Raw genomic sequence first — 23175 nt, 5'->3', positions numbered from 1 at the left:
CTTTCAACAAGGGGCGTAACCTCGGATGAGGAATTTGATGTTTGAGTCGGCAAATATAGCAAAAGTGTCCGCTGGAGCATGCAAGGCTCGCGGTCCCGGGCTGCTTATGCCGGTTCGTGGGAAGATCAAAATCGTAAGCGCAACGGTTCAAGCGTGGAAACTTTCGGTTTTCCGCGCGCGGGAATCAGTAGCAGCGGCATTAGAAGCCCTTTGCGGCCTCATGTCACGTCCTGAAATGTGCTGATATCGCACTGGCGCCTTACGAATTAGGATATAGTATAGTTAGTTTGATTGGAGCCAAAAACCACCGGTGGATGCACATTTTTGTGCATTGCCATAGACGGCGGACGGGTGTCCAATCAATTCACGAAACATATTGATTCTCAACGAAATGTTGTTTCCATTGCGGTGGTACGGCTATTTCGGGAGCCTGTGGCATAAACCTTGAATGGAGGGCCCATGCTGAATGAATCCGTGTTCGATGCGTTTACGCGTAACTACGAAACGCGACGCGAAACTGAGATGTCCATCGCAGAATACTTGGCGCTCTGCAAACAGGAGCCGCTTGCCTATGCCAACGCGACGGAGCGTCTCCTTGCGGCGATAGGCGAACCGGAAGTATTGGACACCGCCAAGGATCTGCGCCTGGGCAGGGTCTTCATGAACAGGACGATCCGGACATATCCTGCCTTCGCTGGGTTCTACGGGATGGAAGAGACGATCGAGCGGATCGTTTCGTTCTTCACCCATGCCGCACAGGGGCTCGAGGAACGCAAGCAGATTCTTTATCTCCTCGGTCCGGTGGGCGGCGGCAAGTCCTCGCTAGCTGAACGCTTGAAGCAGTTGATGGAAGTCCATCCGATCTTTGTGCTGAAGGCGGGCGAGGAGGTCAGTCCGGTCTTTGAAAGTCCGCTCAGCCTCTTTGATCCAGCCACGATGGGGTCGCTGCTCCTTGAGGAATACGGTATTCCGACGCGGCGGTTGACCGGGCTAATGAGCCCTTGGTGCCTGAAGCGGCTTGACGAATTCGGCGGCGATATTTCCAAATTTCGCGTCGTGCGAATGCAGCCTTCGCGATTGCGCCAGATCGCGATCGCCAAGACCGAGCCGGGCGACGAGAACAACCAGGATATTTCTTCGCTGGCGGGCAAGGTCGATATCCGCAAGCTTGAGACCTATTCCCAGAACGATCCTGACGCCTACAGCTATTCAGGCGCGCTCAATCGCGCCAACCAGGGGCTGCTGGAATTCGTCGAGATGTTCAAGGCGCCGATCAAGATGCTGCATCCCCTTCTGACCGCGACTCAGGAGGGGAACTACATTGGTACCGAAAATATCGGCGCCATTCCTTTTTCCGGCATTGTTCTTGCGCATTCCAACGAGGCCGAATGGCAGAGCTTCAAGGCGAACAAGAACAATGAGGCTTTCATCGACCGCATCTGCGTCATCAAGGTGCCGTATTGCCTCCGGGTCACCGAGGAGCAGAAGATCTACGAGAAACTGATCGAAGGATCGGAACTCGCGGATGCTCCTTGTGCACCGGGGACGCTCAAAATGCTGGCGCGCTTTTCGGTGCTCTCGCGCTTGCGAAAGCATGAAAACTCGACATACTTTTCCAAGATGCGCACCTATGATGGCGAAAGCCTGAAGGAAACCGATCCGCGCGCCCGTAGCGTCCAGGAATATCGGGATGCGGGCGGCGTTGACGAGGGAATGGACGGAATATCGACACGTTTCGCCTTCAAAGTGCTCGCTTCGACCTTTAATCATCATACGAGCGAAGTGGGGGCCGATCCGGTTCATCTGATGTACGTTCTGGAACAGGCGATCCGCCGTGAGCAGTTTCCTGACGAGACCGAGAAACGCTACATGGAATTCATCAAGGCCGAGCTCGCGCCGCGCTATGCGGAGTTTATCGGCAACGAGATTCAGAAAGCCTATCTGGAATCTTATGCCGATTACGGACAGAACCTTTTCGATCGCTACGTGGACTATGCCGATGCCTGGATCGAGGATGTGGACTTCAAGGATCCGGACACCGGCCAGCTTCTCGACAGGGAACTGCTCAATCAGGAGCTGACGAAGATTGAAAAGCCGGCGGGTATCGCCAACCCGAAGGATTTCCGCAACGAGATCGTCAAGTTCTGCTTGCGATCGCGAGCAAACAACGGCGGGAAAAACCCGTCTTGGACAAGCTATGAAAAGATCAGGGAGGTGATCGAAAAACGCATGTTCTCACAAGTCGAGGACCTGCTGCCAGTTATTTCGTTTGGCACCAAGAAGGACGGCGAAGCCGAAAAGAAACACAGTGAATTCGTTTCGCGCATGACCTCGCGCGGCTACACCGAAAGACAGGTTCGGCGCCTAGTGGAATGGTACATGCGCGTTAAGCAGGCAAGTTAACGCTCACGCGGGAGCTATCATGCACATTGTCGACCGCCGGCTGAATCCGCGCGGTAAAAGCTTAGAGAATCGTCAACGGTTTCTTCGGCGCGCGAAAAGCGCCGTGCAGCAGGCGGTGAAACGTTCTCTGCAAAGCCGTAATATTCGGGATGTGCTCGACGGTGGCGAAATCACACTGCCGATTGACGGCCTGACGGAGCCGGGATTCCGCCGGGGCGAGGGTGGCATCAGCGATCAAATCCTGCCCGGAAACAGAGCTTTCGTCGAGGGGGACATCATCCCTCGGCCGCCTGGCAGGAGCGGTGGCAGGCCGAAGGAGGCAGGTGAAGGCGACGGGGAGGATGGTTTCCGTTTCGTGCTGACGCGCGAGGAGTTCCTCGACGTCTTTCTTGATGATCTGGAATTGCCCGATCTTGCCAAGCGCCGGCTGACGGAAACCGAGGAAGAAAGCCCCGTGCGAGCTGGTTATTCGGTGTCCGGTTCACCGTCCAACATAGCTGTCGGGCGCACGACGCGGATGGCGATGATGCGACGTATCGCGCTTCGCCGCCCGCGCATCCAGGAGATGGAGGAACTTCGGCGCGAGATCGGGGAATGCGAAGACGACGAGAAGCGCCGGGATCTTGAGGCCAAGCTCAACGCGTTGACGGAAAAAAGCCGGCGCATTCCCTATATAGATCCGCTCGATGTGCGCTATCGCCGCTTCGAAAGCGAGCCGAAACCGGTGGCGAAAGCCGTCATGTTCTGCCTGATGGACGTCTCCGGCTCCATGTCGGAGCATATGAAGGATCTTGCCAAGCGGTTCTACCTTCTGCTCTACCTTTTCCTGTCGCAGCGCTACAAGAAGGTCGAAATCGTCTTCATCCGCCATACGGACAAGGCCGAGGAAGTGGACGAGGAAACCTTCTTCTATGGCCCGGCCACAGGCGGTACGCTGGTATCAAGCGCACTTGCGGCGATGCGCGCGATAGTCGCGGCCCGGTTCGATCCGGCTGAGTGGAACATCTATGCCGCCCAGGCTTCCGATGGCGACAACTCCTATTCGGACGGCACCACGACAGGGCAACTGCTGCGTCATGAGATTTTGCCCCTATGCCAGTATTTCGCCTATATCGAGGTCGGCGAGGAAGACAACGACTCCTCCGTATCCCGCTCACCGCTCTGGACGCTCTATGAAGGGATCCGCGCCGAGCAGGTGCCCCTGTCCATGCGCAAGGTGTGCCGACGGAACGAGATATTCCCGGTCTTCCACGATCTCTTCCAGAAACGCGATGCACAATCGAAGGTTGCCCCATGACGACCACGGCGATGTCAAAGGAGCGGTTGCTTTTTAACGGCGCCGACTGGGATTTTCCAACGCTCCAGCGTGTCCATGACGCCTGCGAGGAGATCGCGCTCGGCGAGCTCGGCCTGGATGTCTACCCCAATCAGATCGAGGTCATCACATCGGAACAGATGCTCGATGCCTACTCATCGACCGGAATGCCGCTCTTTTATCGCCATTGGTCCTTCGGCAAGCATTTTGCCCATCACGAGGCATTCTACCGGCGCGGCATGCGCGACCTTGCCTATGAAATCGTCATCAACAGTTCGCCCTGCATCTCCTACCTGATGGAGGAAAACTCGGCGACGATGCAGACCTTGGTCATCGCACACGCCGCCTTCGGACATAATCACTTCTTCAAGAACAACTATCTCTTCCAGCTCTGGACGGATGCTGATGGCATTCTCGACTATCTCAATTTCGCAAAGAGCTACATCGCCCGCTGCGAGGAGCGCTATGGCGAGGTCGAGGTCGAGCGGACGCTCGATGCCGCGCACGCGCTGATGTCGCACGGCGTACATCGGCACGCCGGCAAGACGAAGGTCGACCTTCGCGACGAGGAGCGGCGGGAGCAGGAGCGCCGCGTCCACGAAGAGCAGGTGTTCAACGATCTTTGGCGCACTGTTCCCACCGGCAAGAAGCGCACCGCAGCCGATGTCGGCCTGGAGAAGCGGCGCCTCGCGCTTGGCCTTCCACAGGACAATATCCTCTACTTCCTCGAAAAATCAGCGCCATTGCTGCAGCCATGGCAGCGTGAGATCTTGCGGATCGTCCGCCATGTCGCGCAGTATTTTCATCCGCAGCGTCAGACCAAGGTGATGAACGAGGGTACGGCTACCTACGTCCACTACCGGATCATGAACAGACTTCACGAGCGCGGGCAGATCAGTGACGGAAACTTCCTCGAATTTTTGAAATCACATGCCAATGTCGTCTTCCAGCCCAACTACGACGATCGTCGTTTCTCGGGCTTCAATCCCTATGCGCTGGGTTTTGCGATGATGCAAGATATCGAGCGGATCGTGACGGCACCGACGGAGGAGGACAGGGCGTGGTTCCCGGACATTGCCGGACAAGGCGATGCAATGTCGGTGCTGCGTAACATCTGGGCCGATTATCGCGACGAGAGTTTCATCAATCAGTTCCTGAGCCCCAACCTGATTCGCCAGTTGCGCCTTTTCCATCTTTACGACGATCCGGAGCAGGAAGAAGGAATCCTGGTTTCGGCAATTCACGACGAACGCGGCTATCGGCGCATCCGCCGCCAGCTTTCCCGCGAATACGACATCGGCTGGATTGACCCGGGAATAGACATCGTCGATGTCGATCTTGCCGGTGACCGCCGCCTTCTCTTGCGCCACAACGTCACGAACGATTGGTTTCTTCAGGAAGCCGATACGAAGCTCGTCCTGCAGCATCTCGCCAATCTTTGGGGCTATGACGTCTTGCTTCAGGAAGTCGACAGTTCAAATGAAGTGGTAAAGGAACACGCTGCCAGCCCTCACAAGCCCATTCAGTGAGGCGCTGTCGGCATCAGGGCTTCCGCGGAATGTCTTGGTGATCCAGCGTGGCGGGCCCGGTGCTTAGATTCTGTCTTCAATCCTCAGCAGGCGTAGTGGGCTGATCCGGTGGTCGGACTGACTATCACAAGCGCTTCAGAAACATACGCTTTCACCAGACCGCCACGCCCAGGGCGGCCCTGGCTTGTTACCGCAGAGAGTCTAGCGGTTGTTTCTGCGGCCGAGGTCGGCCGCACCCGTCTTCCTCCAGGTTAGGAACGAGTACAATGGGCCCAACTCCTCAGTTCGTATCTCATGCCCCCCAGAATGGTAGCATGCCTCTACGCGAGCCTTCTGTGCCGCGAAATAGTCAACCAGTCGCTCTGTCAGCGGGAGGGGGCAGATCGGGTCGTGTTGGCCAGCGGTAATGAGGACTGAGCGCTCTCTCAACTGTGGGTTATCTGCGGGGATCCAAGGGATGAGCGGATGGAGCAGGGCGGCTCGATCAAAAAGCTGTGGCTCTCTGAACAGAACTGACGCAAGGATGTTTGCTCCGTTTGAATAACCAAGCCCGTATATTTCCCTCCCCGGATTTTCTGCCTTGTGGGCAGCAATGAAACCGATCATCTTTTCTGTTCGTCTCGCCAGATCCTGCATGTCGTAGGAGCCTTCGCTCGTTCGGCGAAAGAAGCGCAAAGTCTCAAACTCCGGGACGTCCCCACGCGGGGAAATCAGCCCCGCGTCCGGCAAAATTTGCCCGACCAGCTCAGCGAATTGATATTCGTCTCCACCCGTGCCGTGAAATGCGAAGACGATGGGCGCGTTGCCTCGCGGCGCTCTTACGAGCGCCTGATAGGATGAGATCGTCATGGTAGTATTCTCCCTCGGGCTGGACCCGAATTGCCGCGGCTTTAAGCCGGTTAGTCCCTGATAGGCTCGAGATGCCGTGAGATCTGGTCGCGATAAGGCTCGTAGCGCGTGGGAAGCTTCAGGGCTTCACCGAGGTGCGCGGTGTCTTCATCGCGGTCAAATCCCGGCTCGTTGGTCGCGATTTCGAACAGCACGCCGCCGGGCGTGCGGAAGTAGATCGCCCAGAAGTAGTCGCGATCTATAACAGGCGTGACCTGATAGCCGGTGTCGATCAGGGACTTGCGAACTTCGAGCTGAGCTGCCCGATCCTCCACGGCGAAGGCGATGTGATGTACCGATCCGGCGCCGATGCGGGCGAGAACGGCCGCGGGGGCGATATCCAGGTCGATGATGTCGGCACCGTTGCCACCGCTAACGGTGTAGCGCGACCAATCGCCTTTGCGATCCACCTCCTGGTAACCCATGAAGCTGAGCAGTTCCCGCGTCGCGCCCGGATCCCTAAGGCGCAGACTTGCGCCGCGGAAACCCTTGATAGCCTTGTCCGCGTCGATCTCTACGCTCGCCCAGCCGGGGCGAGCATCACCATCGACTTCGACCAGCGAAAAGGCATCGCCGTCGGGACCCTTGAAGCGAAGGCACTTTTCACCGCCGAGTTCGTGCTCCGACAGCCCCGTGACGGCGTGCGAGACGAGTCGTTCCCTCCAGTAGCCGAGCGCGTCCTTAGCGACGGCGAAAGCGGTCTCGCCGACTTCGCCGGCACCCTGACGTCCCTTGGCGATATGGGGAAACGGGAAATAGGTCATCACCGAGCCCGGCGTGCCGATCTCGTCGCCGTAATAAAGGTGATACACCTCAGGGTCATCGAAATTCACTGTCTTCTTTACGCGGCGCAGGCCGAGCGTCTTGGTGAAGAAGTCGCTGTTCTCCTGGGCGCTGGCGGCCATCGAGGTGACGTGATGAAGGCCTTTGATCTGTGTGAGCATGGCAGATTTCTCTCCGGGGCTAGCGTCTATCGGTTGATCTGGAGACAAAATCGGTCAGGTCTTAACGGAAGTGAATAGCAATAATATTGACAATATTGCTGCAAAAACTGCAATAAAAGGGCCATGGGTGATCTCAGCGATATCCGAGTATTCCTGGCTGTAGCGCAGCAGCGCAGCTTCACGGCGGCGGCGCGACAGTTATCGATGACACCGCCGACGGTGACCCGCGCCGTCAGTGCGCTGGAGGAGAGTCTGGGAGTGCAGCTCCTGCTGCGCACCACACGTCAGGTCTCTCTGACGTCCGCCGGTGCCGTCTACGCGGCGCGCGTAGAGCCACTGATCAGGCAGTTCGACCAAGTGAGGGAGGAAATTCGCGACGAGCATGGGGACGTGGCCGGGCTGATCCGCATCAACGCGCCGCTATCGCTCGGTCAACAGCTCCTGCCGGACATCGTCTTAGGGTTTCGGGCCGAATATCCGCAGGTGAGCGTTTCGCTATCCCTGACGGATCGGTTCATCGACATCCTTTCCGAGCGGTTCGATCTCGCATTGAGGGTTTCGGAGACGCCGCGCGACAAGTCGACAATATGGCGCAAAGTGTGTCGCGTGCGGCGCATCCTTGTCGCCTCCCCAGGCTATCTCGCCGCTTTCGGAACACCCGAAAGTCCCGATGACCTCCATCGACATACCTGTATCGCGTACGACGAGGAGGCGATCGCCGAGAGCTGGGAGCTGACGCACGCCGGGCGGACACGAAAGGCATTGGCCGGGAAAGTATTGGCGGCGAACAACGGCGAGCTTATCGCCAGACTTGTCGAAGACGGACAAGGCGTAGCCCTGCTGCCGCATTTCATTGTGGACGACGCGCTTGCGCGGGGCGTGCTAAAGCAGGTTCTTGCTGAGTGGGAGCCTCCCGAGCTCTGGCTGACATTATACTATCCGCCGTACGAGAAACTGCCAATGCGCGTCGCAAGATTCTCGGACTTCTTCGAGCGATACGTGACTCATACACGCCCCCTGTGAAACGCGGGCGAACGCCGGTCAATTTTCCCGTAAAAGGTGCCTTATCCGGCAAAAGGCGAGCAGATATTACAAGAAATTGAACGCGCTCGCGGGCATTCTTTCTTTGAATCGAACATGAAGGGTCTATATGGGAACCCTTCTGGTGTCGATATATTTCGGCCCGCTCGCGGCCGGACCTCTTGCAGCAGAAAAGCAAATTTAACTGGAGGCGCGGATGAGGACGGGAACGGAAGAGGGCGTCGGCGCTCATTTTGGGTTGCCGGATGCTCCGTGTCTCCCGGCTCGGCCGGTTCGGGACGCCGGATTTTCCGTGACGCGCCTGGAGTGGCGGAGCAACGGGGATGCCAACCGCCTGGTTTCCTTGCCGCCGGCCGAAGCCTACTTTCTGATGCTGTACATCAAGGACGCGTCGCATTGCGACGTTGCTCCCGATGGCACCGAGAGCGAGACTCGCCGCTTCCGGCAAGGTTCCATTTGCCTCGTCGATCTTGCCCATGGCGCCTGCATCCGGTTGGTCAGCGATCTCGATTCCCTCGCCTTCCAACTGCCGCGAGAACTTCTTCGGGAAATTGCCGAGTTCTCCACCGCCCCAAAAGCAATCAGGCTCAGATGCCGGCGGGGTGAGGAAGATGATGTCATGCGCAATCTAGGAGGGGCTCTTTTGCCGTTGTTCGATCGGCAAGGAAACTCCCACACTCCGCTCTTACAGCACATTGCCATCGCCATCGGTGCCCACCTGCTTCACGTTTATGGCGACCATGGCGGTGGGGGGGAGGCCCATTCAACGCAGCTTACGGTTTGGCAGGAAAAGTCAGCCAAGGACTTCATGATCGACCATTTTGCAGATCAATTCCCAATGGGGGCAGCAGCTTCGGCGGCTGGTGTTTCCCTCCGTCGCTTTATCGAAGGCTTCAAGGGAGTGACGGGCCAGACGCCGCAACAGTGGCTTGTGCGTTATCGAACAGCACGTGCCAAGGAGTATCTCGGCGAGCGTTCCTTGACACTCGGGGAGATCGCCAACCGGTGCGGCTTCGTTGACGAGGATCATTTTACCAAGGCTTTCCGTCGGGTGACGGGTACGACCCCGGCAGCATGGCGGGGGCGTTGGCTGCATTGATTGCGTGCGATGAGGCCGGTCCTGGGACTATTGCGCAGTCGCTCCGCCGTCCGATCCTGGGCTATTGCAGCATTCGAAACAGCGCCGAACGGTCGTACCTAGCCAGATATTCGGAGAAACGCCGATGGAACTGCATGAGGGGTTGAGCGGCATAACTCGCGGGCCGTGGCCCATCGTCAAGTCGATTGCTTCTGGCGATATAACCGTAACGAGGATCTATTCCGAACGTCCCGATCTGGATGCGGCGGCCATTCCGTGCGCGCAAGCATTCGGCGTCACCGTTCAATTACGTGACTTCGCCTCCCATAGGCTGTGGCGAGCTGGCGAGTTGGTGTTTGAGGGCCGCCGTCCCAGGGCTTCGCTTGCGATAACCGATCTTCGGTATCAATGGCAAAGTCATCAACTCTCGCCGTTCGACAACATCCGCTTCGATATTCCATTTGCCCGGCTGCGCGCCTTTTCGGAAGAGGTTGGGCGCAGCGCATACGCAGCGCTATCTTGCGTTGAGGGCCGTATCGATCCGGTGATGCACGGGCTTGCGCAGGCATTGCTGCCATCGCTCGACAACCCGCAACAGGCCAATCCACTGTTCCTCGAGCAGATCAATCTCGCCATGCTGACACATCTCAGTCAGACCTATGGCGGTCTGCACTTCCCGATAGGCAGGAAGGGCACCCTGGCGCCCTGGCAGGAAAGACTGGCTACCGAATTTCTGGCTGCGAATTTCAACGAGCCGTTCTCGGTCGGGGATCTGGCATCTCGCTGCGAACTGTCGCGGAGCTATTTCAATAAAGCTTTCAAGGAGAGCTTTGGGCGCACCCCTTCGAAATGGCTCACCGAGTACCGGGTCGCGCGGGTCAAAGAGCTGTTGTTGCAGGACCTGTCTATTGCGGAGGTCGCGATCAGTTGCGGTTTCGCAGATCAGAGCCACATGACCAGGGTCTTCACAAGTCTGACGGGAGACACACCGGCACGCTTCAGACGAAAGAACAAGCCTTCCAACGTAGCTTTCGGTCCACTTGGTGACTGATCCCGATCATTGGCTCAAATCGTTCAAAACGCGTGAGTTTCGTTCAAGAACGTTACCCCGGCCGCGGCGATGATGCGGCCATTCATCGCGACTCGGCGCACCTGCGTGAAGTTGCCCCTTCGAACAGGGATCCTCGCGTCGGCTCGGTCCTGTGCCGCGATTGTAGTCGAAGAGGTTTCGCTTCAGGTAAGCTCAACGTACGGGACCAAGGCATGACGGACGTCTCTTCCATGGCAGCAATCAAGAGACATGACAATCTCGGTTGTTCCATGGACAGACTCGACGACGACCGAGCGATCGAGGGCCGCAACATGACGTTCTATCGCAAGAGGTCGGCGGCGCCGCCAGACAGGGTCACGACACCAGCGACCGGGCGCGGGTATCTGCTCGGTCTTTCCGCAGCAGGTGGACACCGGCGCCGGATCTTCAAAGAGCATCATTCGTCCGTCCATGAATTCGAGCAAAACGCCGTGTATTTGCGGAATTTTGCAGATGATTATCGCGCTGATCTCAGCGGTTCCTTCGATTTCATGCTGCTCGAAATCGATCACAATGCGCTCCAGCGGATCGCCGATGCGACCGACTTCAGAGGGGTCAGTGAATTGCGGTCCTTTGCCGGGCACCCCGATCCGGTGCTCGGCGGCATGCTCGGCGCCCTGTTTGCCACAGTGGATGGGAGCGCGGACAGGAGCACCTTGTTTGTTGACCAGCTCTCGGTCGCAATCGGAGTTCACGTTGTTCAGCAATATGGTAACGGTCGAGGCGGTGGGGCCGCCAGCGGACGGCGGCTCTCCTCACATTGCCAGGCCAAGATCAAGGATCTCGTGCGGAGCCAATTGAATGGCGACCTGACCGTCGAACAGCTCGCTTCGGCCTGCAATCTGTCGCAGGCGACATTTCTTCGGGCCTTCCGAGAAACCATGGGAAAAACCCCGCATCGGTGGTTGCAGCAACAGCGCATCGAAAAGGCGGTTGATTTGCTGCAGTTCTCACAAACCCCGTTGAGCGAGATCGCTCGCGTCTGCGGCTTCGTCGACCAAAGCCATTTCACCCGTTCGTTCGTACGGGCCATGGGCATTGCCCCCCGAGCCTGGAGACGAAGCCGGCAGTCCTGAGCAAGGCCCGACAACAAAGAGCAGATCCGATCAACGAGCCTTGCGGGAAGGGTCAAGAGCCCTCGCAACCGTACGGTTGAAGCGTGTCTCGGTCGCTCAACGTCGGCATGTAAACGCGCACCGGCTTCAGTCTCAGCGGCGATCAAAAAGTACAAAAGTCCGTCGTTGGCTTCAAGAAACGCGCGGTCATCCCCGGCACAGTAGCGAACATCGGCAACCAAAAGAAAGAGGCTAGTTCCATGACGCTGAACGCAACACCGACCCCCGGCAACCTTCTCGTCTCGCCCAAGGACCACGCACTGATCATGATCGACTTTCAATCACAAATGTCGTTTGCGACAAAGTCGATCGACGCTGTGCAACTGCGCAACAATGCGGCGCTGGTCGCCAATGCGGCTGCCGGCTTCAAGGTCCCCACGATCCTGACGACGGTCGCGGAAAAGAGCTTCTCCGGCCCCATGTTCGCCGAGATCACCGATGCCTTCTCCGGACAGGCGCTTCTCGACCGCACCTCCATGAACACCTGGGAAGATGCGGCCGTAATCGAAGAGGTTAATCGCATCGGTAAGAAGCGCCTCGTCTTCTGCGGTCTGTGGACCTCCGTCTGCATCGTCGGTCCGACCCTGTCGGCGCTCGATCAAGGCTTCGAGGTCTATGTGATTGCCGACGCTTGTGGCGACGTGTCCGACGAGGCGCACGAGCGCGCAATGGACCGCATGGTGCAGGCCGGCGTCCGGCCTATGACGGCGCTCCAGTACATGCTCGAGCTGCAGCGCGACTGGGCGCGCACCGAGACCTACGACATGACCACCGGCATCGCCAAGAGGTTCGGTGGCGCCTATGGCCTCGGCATCATCTACGCCAAGACCATGTTCGGCGCTTCCGAAGGCCACTGACATCCACTGGATGATCCGTCCAGCATCGCTCCGGCCGCGTGCTCGCGGTCGGAGTGGCGACCGCAAACCGTAAGAAAGGGAATTGACGATGAAGATGTATCTCCTCTCGCTCGGGGCCGGGCTGCTCGTCGGCGTTATCTACAGCCTACTTAACGTTCGCTCCCCGGCTCCGCCGGTGATCGCCCTGGTGGGGCTCCTGGGGATCCTCGTCGGCGAACAGGCGGTGCCCCTCGTCAAGCGCCTGACGTCAGGCAATCCGGTCACCGTTTCCTGGTTCCATAGCCACTGTGTCCCGCACGTTTTCGGCGAACTGCCGACCGGGGCCGATCATGATCATGCTGGCGTGCCCGACCGGGCACCGACGCGGGAGATCAGCTGATGCCGACCCGCCGCGGCTTTCTGGGAGCGGCGTCTGCCCTCGCGCTTCCAAACCTGTTTTCACCGGCGCGCGCCGCCAATTCCGCTTCGACCTCAGGAGACAATCCAATGAGCGCCGATCTGATCCTACACAAAGGTTTGCTGACAACGCTTGACCGTACGAATCCGAACGCGACGGCCGTCGCCGTCAAGGACGGCAAGCTCCTTGCCGTCGGGCAGGACCAGGAGATCATGGCGCTTGCCGGGCCTGATACCAGGATCGTCGACCTCAAGGGAAAGCGCGTCCTGCCGGGGCTCAACGACAATCACACCCACGTCGTTCGCGGCGGTCTGAACTATAATATGGAACTGCGCTGGGATGGCGTACGCTCTCTTTCCGACGCGATGGACATGCTGAAACGGCAGGTCACTGTGACGCCGCCGCCACAATGGGTTCGCGTCGTCGGAGGTTTCACCGAGCACCAGTTTGCTGAAAAGCGGCTTCCGACGATCGACGAGATCAATGCGATCGCTCCCGATACTCCAGTATTCCTCCTGCACCTTTACGATCGGGCCCTGCTCAACGCGGCTGCACTTCGCGCCGTGGGCTTTAACAAGGAGACGGCAAACCCTCCGGGCGGCGAGATCACCCGCGATGCCAAGGGCAATCCCACCGGTCTCCTGCTCGCCAAACCAAATGCGGGCATTCTCTATTCGACGCTTGCCAAGGGGCCGAAGCTGCCCTTCGAGTATCAGGTCAATTCGACGCGCCATTTCATGCGAGAGCTCAACCGCCTCGGCGTCACAAGCGTCATCGATGCGGGCGGCGGCTTCCAGAATTACCCCGACGACTACGCCGTCATCCAGAAGCTCGCCGACGAAGGGCAGATGACCGTGCGGCTCGCCTACAATCTCTTCACACAGAAGCCCAAGGAGGAGAAGGAGGACTTCCTCAAGTGGACGTCCTCAGTCAAATACAAGCAGGGCGACGACTTCTTCCGCCACAATGGCGCTGGCGAGATGCTGGTCTTCTCGGCCGCCGACTTCGAGGACTTCCGCGAGCCGCGCCCCGACTTGCCGCCGGAAATGGAAGGCGAGCTCGAAGAAGTGGTACGGATCCTCGCCGAGAACCGCTGGCCCTGGCGGCTGCACGCCACCTATGACGAGACGATAAGCCGCGCGCTCGACGTCTTCGAGAAGGTCAACCAGGATATCCCGCTTTCCGGTATCAATTGGTTCTTCGACCATGCCGAGACGATCTCGGAACAGTCGATCGACCGCATCGCTGCGCTTGGCGGCGGCATCGCCGTGCAGCACCGGATGGCGTATCAGGGCGAATATTTTGTCGAGCGCTACGGTCATGGTGCGGCCGAGGCAACGCCGCCGGTCGCACGCATGCTGAAGAAGGGCGTCAATGTCTCTGCCGGCACGGACGCCACGCGGGTTGCCTCGTATAACCCGTGGGTATCGCTTTCCTGGCTGGTGACGGGCAAGACACTTGGCGGCATGCAGCTCTATCCGCGCGCCAACTGCCTCGACCGCGAAACGGCGCTCCGCATGTGGACGGAGAAGGTGCAGTGGTTCTCAAATGAGGAAGGCAGAAAGGGGCGCATCGAGAAGGGCCAACTCGCCGACTTGATCGTACCGAGCAAGGACTACTTCGCCTGTGCTGAGGACGAGATATCGTTCCTGACCTCCGACCTTACGATGGTCGGCGGCAGGATCGTCTATGCTGCGAACGAATTCGCCAGCCTCGATGAAAACCCGCTGCCGCCGGCGATGCCGGACTGGTCGCCGGTCAGGACCTATGGCGGCTATGCCGCATGGGGCGAACCGGATGGCGCCGGCAGGCATTCGCTGCGGCGAACGGCAATCGCCTCCTGCGGCTGCGCCAACAACTGCGGCGTCCACGGGCATGATCACGCCGGCGCCTGGACATCGAAGCTGCCGATCTCCGATCTCAAGGGCTTCTTCGGCGCGCTTGGCTGTTCGTGCTGGGCTGTGTGAAGACAGCGGACCAGGACATCATCGTCAGCCAAAGCTCCCGGTAAGGATCAAAAATGAAAAAGATCGCTAGCGCAGCGGCGACAACAGCAATGTCAATCTTAATCAGCTCATCGGTCGCTCTCGGCCATGATCCGGCCCGATCAACGGGCAGTTCCCGCCACCCCTGGGCGAAAGTCGTCGTGAACCATCCAACGCCGAAGCTTGGCGCCTATTATAAAGGAGTATCCCCCATACAAATGGCAGCGACCTTGGTGAAGGTAGTCCCGCCCTACGTTGAGTTGAAGAGGCCCGAGAAGGAGCCAAGACGATGAGCATGCCTTCCTTCGAGAACCATTTACCCGCTCCCTTTCGGCGGCGGCGTGCAGACGGGCGTACCCTGTTTCTCGGCCTGCTGGCGCTCTGCTCGGCCTATCTCCAGGGACCGCTGACGAAGATATTCGACTTTCCAGGTGCGATCGCCGAAATGGAGCATTTCGGCCTACATCCGGCGCCGGTCTTCGCCGTCGGCGTGATCGTATTCGAGCTGTCAATGTCCGCACTCATCCTTGCCGGCATCTTCCGCTGGGCGGCCGCGCTTGCGCTTGCCGTCTTCACGCTCGCCGCGACCTTCATCGCGCTTCGCTTCTGGGAATTGCCGCTGGGCATGGAACGCTCGATGGCGATGAACGGCTTCTTCGAACATGTCGGGCTCGTTGGCGCGTTCACTCTGGTGGCATGGCACGACCTGCGTGAACATGGCGCATCCGGAAAGGGACCGACTTCATGAGTTCTCCATCTGCAACCCCGACGGCTGGCGGGTTCACGCCGCTTCGCCAGAAGACCTTTGCCATTCTCTGGGTGGCGACCATTGTCGGCAACACTGGCAGCTTCATCCGCGATGTCGCAAGCTCGTGGCTTGTCACCGACCTCTCGGACGCACCCGCCGCCGTCGCGGCGGTGCAGGCGGCGGGAACGCTCCCGATCTTCCTCCTCGCGATCCCTGCAGGGGTACTGTCGGACATTCTCGACCGCCGCAAATTCCTGATCATCGTCCAGCTCCTGCTGGCCGCAGCCAGTGTCTGCCTCATGTTGCTGTCCGCCATGGGGCTGCAAACCGTTACCTCCTTGATCGCGCTCACCTTCGTCGGCGGTATTGGAGCGGCGCTGATGGCCCCGACCTGGCAGGCCATCGTTCCCGAACTCGTCCCGAAGCAGGATCTCAAAGGTGCCGTGGCCCTCAACTCACTCGGCATCAACATCTCCCGAGCGATTGGCCCGGCAGTCGGTGGCCTGCTGCTTGCCTGGTTCGGCGCTGCCTTCACCTATGGCATGGACCTCATCAGCTATATTTTCGTCATCGCTGCCCTCATCTGGTGGAGACGCGCCCCTGATGTCGACGACGGCTTGGCCGAACGCTTCTTCGGAGCTTTCCGCGCTGGTCTGCGCTATGCGAGGGCGAGCAGAGAGCTGCATGTCGTACTTCTTCGGGCGGCTGCATTCTTCGCTTTCTCGAGTTCGGTTTGGGCGCTTCTGCCGCTGGTCGCCCGCAATCTTCTCGGCGGCGACGCGGGTTTCTACGGCATCTTGCTTGGCGCGGTCGGCGCCGGTGCCATTGGCGGCGCGCTGGTCATGCCGAAACTTCGCGCAAAGTTCAATGCGGATGCGCTGTTGCTCGGTTCAGTGCTGGTCACGGCTGCCGTGATGGCTGGGCTGTCCTTCGCGCCGCCTCGATCGGTCGCCATACTGGCTCTGCTTGCGCTCGGAGCTGCCTGGATCACTGCGCTGACAACACTGAACGGGGCGGCACAGTCGATCCTGCCGAATTGGGTTCGGGGACGTTCGCTCGCCGTCTATCTCACTGTGTTCAATGGTGCGATGACCGCCGGGAGCCTCGCGTGGGGTGCCGTCGCAGAGGTCGTCGGCGTTTCGACGACCCTTGTCCTCGGCGCCGCCGGACTTGGCGTGGCCGGGCTCATTTTTCATCTCGTCAAGCTGCCAAAGGGCGATGCGGACCTGGTGGCATCCAATCACTGGCCGGAACCTCTCACGGCTGCTCCCGTCGAACATGATCGCGGTCCGGTGCTCGTCACGATCGAATACCGGGTCGACAAAGACGACCGGAGCGATTTTCTGAAGGGACTTGCCAGGCTCTCCGGAGAGCGTCGCCGAGATGGCGCCTATGGCTGGGGTGTCACTGAGGACGCTGCCGATCCGGAAAGAATCGTCGAGTGGTTCATGGTCGAATCCTGGGCCGAGCACCTTCGCCAGCACCGGCGTGTCTCGAAGGCCGACGCCGACGTTCAGCATGAGGTCCGCCGCTTTCACAAGGGGCCGGAGGCGCCCGTAGTGAACCATCTGTTGGCGATAAATCTTCCCCATCCCGGCCGCACCTGAACGCGCGCAAACGCGGCGCGGACGCTTTTATCAAAAAAGACAAACGAAACTGACAAGATGGATCGAGGGCGGTATTTTAGGTTTTGCAGTGCGAGGATGAGGGGCAGAGCAGCCATCAACCGCATTGGTTGCCCCGCGTCAGCATCGCTTCAATACGGATTAGGAGAGAGAAGGATGACCAATCGCAGAACGATACTCAAGGGCACGCTGTCCCTCATGCTGACCGCGACAGCGATGACGACGCTTGCGCCGCTCGGCGTGGCGGCAAAGGCGCCGCAAGTCAAGACCGCTGCCCCAGGCTACTACCGCATGATGCTGGGCGACTTCGAGATCACTGCGCTTTCCGACGGGACGGCGAAGTTTCCGGCAGAGACCCTCTATATTGGTGCCAAAGACCAGATCGCCGGCATGCTAGAGAGGGCGTTTCTCGACTCGCCTGTGGAGCTGTCGATCAATGCCTTTCTGGTCAACACAAATGAGCGGTTGGTGATGATCGACGCCGGCACCGGCGACTTCTTTGGTCCGACTCTCGGTAAGCTCATTCCCAACCTCGTCGCCGCTGGTTATCAGCCAGAACAGATCGACGATATCATCCTGACCCACGCCCACGTCGATCACCTCGGCGGCCTCGTTGCAGGAGATAGGATCGTCTTTCCCAATGCCACGGTCCACCTCAACAGCCGCGACGCCGATTTCTGGCTGAGTGCGGCCAACCGCGACACCGCGCCGGAGGCGAAAAGGGACTTGTTCTCCGCAGCCGTTAAGGCACTAACGCCCTACCGCAATGCGGGCCGGCTGAAGACCTTTTTGGACGGGGCCGAACCGGTGCCGGGCTTTAAGTCAACCCTGCGTGCCGGACACACTCCCGGTCACAGCGCCATCGCCGTCGAAAGCAAGGGCCAGAAACTGGTGTTCTGGGGCGATATCACCCATGGTGACGTCGTCCAATTCGACGAACCGGATGTGACGATCGGCTTCGATGAGGACCAGGCGGCGGCCGCAAGTGCGCGCGATGCTGCCTTCGCCGAGGCCGTCGAGGAGCGATACCTTGTTGCTGGCGCCCATACGCGTTTCCCTGGCATCGGCCATGTCCGCACGGACAGCGACAATTTCGACTGGGTCCCTCTGAATTACAGCGCGACGCTCTGATCCGCGCCTTGGCGCCGCCGCTTCCGGACGCGCCTAAAGAGCCTCTGTATTTCTCCCATGATTGCGATCGCGGCCGGCGCCTTCGCGGCGAAAAACTCTCTCTCAAACCAAAGCAAAGGAACGGTTCCCATGACCCAGAACTTCATCAGGACAGAAGGCGGCGTCGAGATCTTCTACAAGGATTGGGGCTCGGGCCAGCCCATCGTGTTCCACCACGGATGGCCGCTTTCCTCCGACGATTGGGACGCGCAGATGCTCTACTTCGTGAGCAAGGGTTATCGCGTGATTGCCCATGACCGCCGCGGGCACGGTCGCTCGACCCAGGTCAGCGATGGCCATGATATCGCCCATTATGCGGCGGACGTGGCCGCGCTTACGGAGCAACTCGATCTGCGGGACGCGGTCCATATCGGCCACTCCACGGGTGGCGGCGAGGCTCTGGCCTATGTTGCCCGCCATGGAGCGGGCCGCGTCGCTAAGCTGGTGATGGTCGGCGCAGTGCCGCCAATCATGCTCAAGACAGAAGCCTATCCCGGCGGGCTTCCGATGGACGTTTTCGACGGTCTGCGCGCCCAGCTTGCGGCCAACCGTGCTCAGTTCTTCCTCGATCTCCCAGCTGGTCCGTTCTATGGATTCAATCGCCCCGATGCGAAGGTCTCGACGGGCGCGATCCAGAACTGGTGGCGGCAGGGCATGATGGGCAGCGCCAAGGCCCATTACGACGGCATCAAGGCTTTCTCCGAAACCGACTTCACCGATGACTTGAAGAAGGTCGAGGTGCCGACGCTGGTCATGCACGGGGACGACGACCAGATCGTGCCGATCGACAGTTCCGCGCGGCTGGCCGTCAAGCTGCTGAGGAACGGCACGCTCAAAGTCTATGAGGGCTACGCGCACGGCATGTTGACCACTCATGCCGATGTGATCAATCCTGACCTGCTCGCGTTCATCGAGAGCTAGGAAACTGCGGGCCGGCGGCGATGGAGCGTTGTCGGCCTCGCATAACAAGGATGCATTGACGATTCGCGAGCACGCGTGGGAAGCGCGACCTGAGGATTAATTACCGGTGTCTTGGTTTGTGTTGAGGCAAGGATAAAAGGTCACACCTCTTGCGACGAGCCGAGCGGCTGCAATGGGGCTGAGAGGAGCCATTCGGTGCCCCTGCAACGGGTCGAGAGCAGCCGTTCGTGCGTCGGAGGGCGAAACTCGGCGGCCACTAAAAGGTCCCGTTGTTAGCGAATCGATAGCCAAATCCTATCGGACGGCTCATCAGCTCGGCCGGCTTTCGCACTTAAGTATTTGCATTTAAATGGTGATCCCGGCGCGATTCGAACGCGCGACCCCCAGATTAGGAATCTGATGCTCTATCCTGCTGAGCTACGGGACCACTCCGTGCCATGCATACAAAAGGCTTGGCGGGAAGCCAAGCCTTTTCGACATTCTTATCGAGTATAGATGTCACGCGCCCAAACGCTGTTCGGCAAGGCGGACCCAATAAGAGATGCCGTGGGCGATGGCTTCGTCGTTGAAGTCATAGGCCGGATTATGAAGGCCTTCGCTGTCGCCGTTGCCGATGAAGATGAAAGCGCCGGGGCGGGCGTTCAGCATATAAGAAAAATCCTCGCCTCCCATCATCGGATCGATTTCAGAATCGACGTTCGCAGCGCCGGCTATTTCGCTGGCGATGGCAATCGCATGGGTGGTTTCCGTGGCATGGTTTACTGTGACGGGATAGTTGCGATGGAAACTGATATCGGCCTGCGCGCCATGGGCGGCGACTATGCCGTCGATGATCTGCTTCAGGCGTGATTCCGCCAGATCACGGACTTCGGCGTCGAGCGTGCGGATCGTCCCGGCGATTTGCGCGTCGTTCGGAATGACGTTGTGGGCAAAACCGGCATTGAACTTGGTAACCGAGACCACGACAGAACGCAGGGGGTCGGCGCTGCGCGAAGCGATCATCTGCAGATTGGTCACGATCTGCGCACCGATCGCAATCGGGTCGATCGTCCGGTGAGGCTGGGCGGCGTGGCCGCCTCGACCCTTGATCGTTACCGTAAACTCATCCGTTGCCGCCATGATCGCGCCTCGGCGGATTGCAAACTGCCCGACGGCAAGGCCGGGCAGATTATGCATCCCATAGACCTCCTCGATGCCGAAGCGCTCCATCATGCCGTCCTGAACCATCAGGTTGCCGCCGCCGCCGCCCTCTTCGGCCGGCTGGAAGATTACGGCGATGTTGCCGTTGAAATTGCGCGTCTCTGCAAGATATTTCGCGGCGCCGAGCAGCATTGCCGTGTGGCCGTCATGTCCGCAGGCATGCATCTTGCCAGGCGACGTGGAGGCCCAGGGCTTGCCGGTGATCTCCGTCAGCGGCAAGGCGTCCATGTCGGCGCGCAGGCCGATCGTACGGCTGCCTTCCTTCTTGCCCTTGATCAGGCCGACCACGCCGGTGCGGCCGATGCCGGTCACAATTTCGTCAACACCGAACTCCCTGAGCTTGCCGGCAACGAAGGCCGCCGTGTTTTCGACCGAAAAAAGAAGCTCCGGCCGGGCGTGGATATAGCGGCGCCATTCGGCCACTTCGGCTTGCATTTCAGCGGCTCTGTTCAAAATCGGCATACGTAACTTCCTGTCGCGTAATCGGGTTGTCCGGCGGCTTGCGCAACGCTGTGCCGCGGAAATAACTTATTCAATGACCTTTGCCATGTCATGGCCATATAGGCTAAATAGGTGAAGCTTTCGAGATATCCGGGCATCTTAGGAACGAACCGTGTCGACGCGCCAGAAACGTTTGATTTCACTCGCAGCCACCGCCACCGCCGCTCTTTTCTTCTCGGTTCCGCTGGCGCGGGCCAATCCGCACATCCTCGTCGATGTCCAAAACGGCCGCGTGCTGGAGCATGAGGAAGCCTTTCGCAAATGGTATCCGGCATCGCTGACGAAGTTGATGACGGCCTATACGGTGTTCAACGCAATTCGCGCCGGCGAGATCAGTCTCGAAACGCCGATCGTCATCAGCAAGCAGGCAGCTGCCCAGCCGGCTGCAAAAATGTATTACAAGCCGGGGCAGAAGCTGACGCTCGACAGCGCGTTGAAAATCCTGATGATCAAGTCGGCGAACGACGTCGCAGTTGCCGTGGCAGAGGCCGTCGCTGGCACCCAGGATGCCTTTGTCCTGCGCATGAATTCCGACGCAGCAAAGCTCGGCATGTCGGATTCGCATTTCGTCAATCCGAACGGCCTGCCGGGCAAGGGCCAATATACGACGGCACGCGATCTCGCAGTCCTGACGGTCGCGCTACGGCGGGAGTTTCCGCAATATTCGGGCTATTTTGCTCTTGAAGGCTTTACCAACGGCAAGACCAATACGCCGAACATCAATCTGCTGATCGGCCGTTTCGCCGGTGCGGACGGCATGAAGACCGGCTTTATCTGTGCGTCGGGCTTCAATCAGATCGGTTCGGCGACCCGTAACGGCCGCACCATCATTTCGGTCGTTCTGGGCACAGACAGCCTGGCGGCGCGTGCGGACGCGACGGCGAACCTGTTGCAGAAGGGCTTTACCGCACAGTTTCCCGCAGTCGATACCTTGGCTTCGTTGAAGCCATACGGACTGGGGCAGGACCGGGTTGCCGACCTGAGCGCCGATATCTGCAGCGCAAAGGGTGCCAAGGTGCGCAGCGAAACGCGCGACGAGGTCGGCCGCATGAAAGTGCAGTCGCCCTATATCCAGGAAATGGATCACCCGCCGCGTTACGTCTTTGCCGGCCTCATTCCTGGCCAGGATGTCCAGCCGGACAAGATGGCAAAGGCCGAGGCAATCGGCGACCTTGCCAATGTTCCGGTACCGCTGCCGCGCCCGACGTCCTTCTAAGGCAAAAGAAATGAGCATTCATCACGACACAATCCCGGTCACGATTCTGACCGGCTTTCTTGGCGCCGGCAAGTCAACCCTGCTGAACCGCATCCTCAAGGATCCGGCGATGAAGGATGCCGCCGTTATCATCAACGAATTCGGCGATGTCGGCATCGACCATCTGCTCGTCGAAAGCTCGGGCGATGCGATCATCGAGCTTTCTGACGGCTGCCTTTGCTGCACAGTTCGCGGCGAGCTCGTCGATACGCTGGCAAATCTCATGGATGCTGTGCAGACCGGCCGGGTCAGGCCCGTAAAACGTGTCGTGATCGAAACGACCGGACTTGCCGATCCGGCCCCGGTCATGCAGGCGATCATGGGCAACCCGATTATAGCAACCAATTTCGAGCTCGAGGGCGTTGTCACGGTCGTTGACGCAGTCAATGGTCTTCAGACGCTCACAAATCACGAGGAGGCGCGCCGGCAAGTCGCAGTCGCCGATCGCCTCATCGTGTCAAAGCAGTCAATGGCATCCGCCGAGCTGTTGCCGGTGCTGGAGGCGCGGCTGCGTCACCTCAATCCGCGTGCAGTGCCGATGGATGCTGACAGCGCACCTGCCGGTAGCGCGGAGGTTCTCGCAAACGGTCTGTACAATCCGGCAACGAAGATCGCCGACGTCAGCCGCTGGCTTCGCGACGAAGACGAGCATGACGCTCATCACCATCATGGACACGATCACCATCACCATCATGGTCATGACCATCAGGATCCCCATGATGTGAACCGTCACGATGCCTCGATCCGGTCTTTCTCGATTGTCGAAGACAAGCCGATCGATCCGATGGCGCTCGAGATGTTCATCGACCTGCTGCGTTCGGCGCATGGCGAAAAGCTGTTGCGCATGAAGGCCATCATTGCCGTTTCCGACAGGCCGGAGAGACCGTTGGTCCTGCATGGCGTGCAGAGCGTCTTTCACCCGCCCGTGCGCCTTCCGGCCTGGCCCGATCCGGTCGACCGGCGCACGCGAATGGTACTGATCACCAAGGATCTGCCGGAGGATTTCGTGAAGAATCTCTTCGATGCATTCCTCGGAAAGCCGCGGGTCGACACGCCCGATCGCGCGGCTCTCAACGACAATCCGCTCGCCATTCCTGGCATGAAGATCTGAGA

Annotated in this window: 19 protein-coding genes and 1 tRNA gene; 16 read left to right on the top strand and 4 right to left on the bottom strand. The window is 59.4% G+C overall.

What is annotated here, in order from left to right; genetic code table 11:
• Window positions 1-459 precede the first annotated feature (459 nt).
• From AM571_RS19000 to AM571_RS18990, 3 genes are read left to right on the top strand one after another with little or no spacing between them, the layout of a single operon-like run.
• On the top strand, window positions 460-2403 hold the full coding sequence (locus AM571_RS19000; RefSeq protein WP_074062731.1) for a PrkA family serine protein kinase: 1944 nt from the start codon (window positions 460-462) through the stop codon (window positions 2401-2403).
• Between the two features lie 19 nt (window positions 2404-2422).
• The gene (locus AM571_RS18995) at window positions 2423-3700 is read left to right on the top strand and encodes a YeaH/YhbH family protein (RefSeq protein ID WP_074062730.1); all 1278 of its coding nucleotides are present in this window, start codon (window positions 2423-2425) and stop codon (window positions 3698-3700) included.
• Window positions 3697-5247 (top strand): SpoVR family protein, encoded by a 1551-nt coding sequence (locus AM571_RS18990; RefSeq protein ID WP_074062729.1) that lies wholly within the window; start codon window positions 3697-3699, stop codon window positions 5245-5247. The genes AM571_RS18995 and AM571_RS18990 overlap by 4 nt, the downstream gene beginning before the upstream one ends.
• A gap of 201 nt (window positions 5248-5448) precedes the next feature.
• On the opposite strand, the gene AM571_RS18985 is transcribed toward AM571_RS18990, so the two are convergent.
• Window positions 5449-6096, bottom strand: coding sequence for an alpha/beta hydrolase (locus AM571_RS18985; RefSeq protein ID WP_074062728.1), 648 nt, complete (start codon window positions 6094-6096; stop codon window positions 5449-5451).
• 50 nt (window positions 6097-6146) lie between these two features.
• Entirely contained in the window at window positions 6147-7079 is a 933-nt protein-coding gene (locus tag AM571_RS18980) for a VOC family protein (protein WP_074062727.1), read from the bottom strand.
• A gap of 123 nt (window positions 7080-7202) precedes the next feature.
• On the opposite strand from AM571_RS18980, the gene AM571_RS18975 reads away from it, so the two are divergent.
• From AM571_RS18975 to AM571_RS18925, 11 genes are all read left to right on the top strand, one after another.
• Window positions 7203-8102: a LysR family transcriptional regulator gene (locus AM571_RS18975; protein WP_074062726.1), complete on the top strand. Its 900-nt coding sequence runs from the start codon at window positions 7203-7205 to the stop codon at window positions 8100-8102.
• A 214-nt stretch (window positions 8103-8316) separates the two neighbouring features.
• Window positions 8317-9219, top strand: a complete 903-nt coding sequence (locus AM571_RS18970) for a helix-turn-helix domain-containing protein (protein ID WP_074062725.1) — start codon at window positions 8317-8319, stop codon at window positions 9217-9219.
• A gap of 124 nt (window positions 9220-9343) precedes the next feature.
• The gene (locus tag AM571_RS18965; protein ID WP_074062724.1) at window positions 9344-10249 is read left to right on the top strand and encodes a helix-turn-helix domain-containing protein; all 906 of its coding nucleotides are present in this window, start codon (window positions 9344-9346) and stop codon (window positions 10247-10249) included.
• A 212-nt stretch (window positions 10250-10461) separates the two neighbouring features.
• Window positions 10462-11364 carry an AraC family transcriptional regulator gene (locus AM571_RS38185; RefSeq protein WP_074062723.1) on the top strand — a complete coding sequence of 301 codons (903 nt, stop codon included), beginning with the start codon at window positions 10462-10464 and terminating at the stop codon, window positions 11362-11364.
• 245 nt (window positions 11365-11609) lie between these two features.
• Window positions 11610-12260, top strand: a complete 651-nt coding sequence (locus tag AM571_RS18955; protein WP_074063360.1) for a hydrolase — start codon at window positions 11610-11612, stop codon at window positions 12258-12260.
• 88 nt (window positions 12261-12348) lie between these two features.
• Window positions 12349-12639 carry a XapX domain-containing protein gene (locus AM571_RS18950; RefSeq protein WP_074062722.1) on the top strand — a complete coding sequence of 97 codons (291 nt, stop codon included), beginning with the start codon at window positions 12349-12351 and terminating at the stop codon, window positions 12637-12639.
• Window positions 12639-14624, top strand: a complete 1986-nt coding sequence (locus AM571_RS18945) for an amidohydrolase (RefSeq protein WP_074062721.1) — start codon at window positions 12639-12641, stop codon at window positions 14622-14624. Before AM571_RS18950 ends, AM571_RS18945 begins: the two co-directional genes overlap by 1 nt.
• Before the next feature lie 307 nt (window positions 14625-14931).
• Window positions 14932-15390 carry a DoxX family protein gene (locus AM571_RS18940; RefSeq protein WP_074062720.1) on the top strand — a complete coding sequence of 153 codons (459 nt, stop codon included), beginning with the start codon at window positions 14932-14934 and terminating at the stop codon, window positions 15388-15390.
• Window positions 15387-16997 (top strand): MFS transporter, encoded by a 1611-nt coding sequence (locus tag AM571_RS18935; RefSeq protein ID WP_074062719.1) that lies wholly within the window; start codon window positions 15387-15389, stop codon window positions 16995-16997. The genes AM571_RS18940 and AM571_RS18935 overlap by 4 nt, the downstream gene beginning before the upstream one ends.
• A 174-nt stretch (window positions 16998-17171) precedes the next feature.
• Window positions 17172-18146, top strand: coding sequence for an MBL fold metallo-hydrolase (locus tag AM571_RS18930; RefSeq protein WP_074062718.1), 975 nt, complete (start codon window positions 17172-17174; stop codon window positions 18144-18146).
• 129 nt (window positions 18147-18275) lie between these two features.
• Window positions 18276-19106, top strand: a complete 831-nt coding sequence (locus AM571_RS18925) for an alpha/beta fold hydrolase (protein ID WP_074062717.1) — start codon at window positions 18276-18278, stop codon at window positions 19104-19106.
• A gap of 350 nt (window positions 19107-19456) precedes the next feature.
• Here AM571_RS18925 and AM571_RS18920 read toward each other — a convergent pair.
• Together AM571_RS18920 and AM571_RS18915 are read right to left on the bottom strand one after the other, a co-directional pair.
• Window positions 19457-19533, bottom strand: a tRNA-Arg gene (locus AM571_RS18920).
• Window positions 19534-19604: 71 nt separating this feature from the next.
• Window positions 19605-20768 carry a M20 aminoacylase family protein gene (locus tag AM571_RS18915; RefSeq protein WP_074062716.1) on the bottom strand — a complete coding sequence of 388 codons (1164 nt, stop codon included), beginning with the start codon at window positions 20766-20768 and terminating at the stop codon, window positions 19605-19607.
• A 151-nt stretch (window positions 20769-20919) separates the two neighbouring features.
• Here AM571_RS18915 and AM571_RS18910 point away from each other — a divergent pair, with 151 nt between their 5' ends.
• Together AM571_RS18910 and AM571_RS18905 are read left to right on the top strand one after the other, a co-directional pair.
• Window positions 20920-22023, top strand: coding sequence for a D-alanyl-D-alanine carboxypeptidase family protein (locus AM571_RS18910; protein WP_074062715.1), 1104 nt, complete (start codon window positions 20920-20922; stop codon window positions 22021-22023).
• A 10-nt stretch (window positions 22024-22033) separates the two neighbouring features.
• Window positions 22034-23173 (top strand): CobW family GTP-binding protein, encoded by a 1140-nt coding sequence (locus AM571_RS18905; RefSeq protein ID WP_074062714.1) that lies wholly within the window; start codon window positions 22034-22036, stop codon window positions 23171-23173.
• Window positions 23174-23175 lie beyond the last annotated feature (2 nt).

This window comes from Rhizobium etli 8C-3 (assembly GCF_001908375.1).
GTDB classification, from domain to species: Bacteria; Pseudomonadota; Alphaproteobacteria; order Rhizobiales; family Rhizobiaceae; genus Rhizobium; species Rhizobium etli_B.
Note: the sequence above shows the minus strand (reverse complement) of the source record. Positions and strands in the feature narration are given on the sequence as shown.

Coding starts and splice junctions, on each gene's coding strand:
- AM571_RS19000 (WP_074062731.1), top strand. CDS start 460: ATGCTGAATGAATCCGTGTTCGATGCGTTTACGCGTAACTACGAAACG.
- AM571_RS18995 (WP_074062730.1), top strand. CDS start 2,423: ATGCACATTGTCGACCGCCGGCTGAATCCGCGCGGTAAAAGCTTAGAG.
- AM571_RS18990 (WP_074062729.1), top strand. CDS start 3,697: ATGACGACCACGGCGATGTCAAAGGAGCGGTTGCTTTTTAACGGCGCC.
- AM571_RS18985 (WP_074062728.1), bottom strand. CDS start 6,096: ATGACGATCTCATCCTATCAGGCGCTCGTAAGAGCGCCGCGAGGCAAC.
- AM571_RS18980 (WP_074062727.1), bottom strand. CDS start 7,079: ATGCTCACACAGATCAAAGGCCTTCATCACGTCACCTCGATGGCCGCC.
- AM571_RS18975 (WP_074062726.1), top strand. CDS start 7,203: ATGGGTGATCTCAGCGATATCCGAGTATTCCTGGCTGTAGCGCAGCAG.
- AM571_RS18970 (WP_074062725.1), top strand. CDS start 8,317: ATGAGGACGGGAACGGAAGAGGGCGTCGGCGCTCATTTTGGGTTGCCG.
- AM571_RS18965 (WP_074062724.1), top strand. CDS start 9,344: ATGGAACTGCATGAGGGGTTGAGCGGCATAACTCGCGGGCCGTGGCCC.
- AM571_RS38185 (WP_074062723.1), top strand. CDS start 10,462: ATGACGGACGTCTCTTCCATGGCAGCAATCAAGAGACATGACAATCTC.
- AM571_RS18950 (WP_074062722.1), top strand. CDS start 12,349: ATGAAGATGTATCTCCTCTCGCTCGGGGCCGGGCTGCTCGTCGGCGTT.
- AM571_RS18945 (WP_074062721.1), top strand. CDS start 12,639: ATGCCGACCCGCCGCGGCTTTCTGGGAGCGGCGTCTGCCCTCGCGCTT.
- AM571_RS18940 (WP_074062720.1), top strand. CDS start 14,932: ATGAGCATGCCTTCCTTCGAGAACCATTTACCCGCTCCCTTTCGGCGG.
- AM571_RS18935 (WP_074062719.1), top strand. CDS start 15,387: ATGAGTTCTCCATCTGCAACCCCGACGGCTGGCGGGTTCACGCCGCTT.
- AM571_RS18930 (WP_074062718.1), top strand. CDS start 17,172: ATGACCAATCGCAGAACGATACTCAAGGGCACGCTGTCCCTCATGCTG.
- AM571_RS18925 (WP_074062717.1), top strand. CDS start 18,276: ATGACCCAGAACTTCATCAGGACAGAAGGCGGCGTCGAGATCTTCTAC.
- AM571_RS18915 (WP_074062716.1), bottom strand. CDS start 20,768: ATGCCGATTTTGAACAGAGCCGCTGAAATGCAAGCCGAAGTGGCCGAA.
- AM571_RS18905 (WP_074062714.1), top strand. CDS start 22,034: ATGAGCATTCATCACGACACAATCCCGGTCACGATTCTGACCGGCTTT.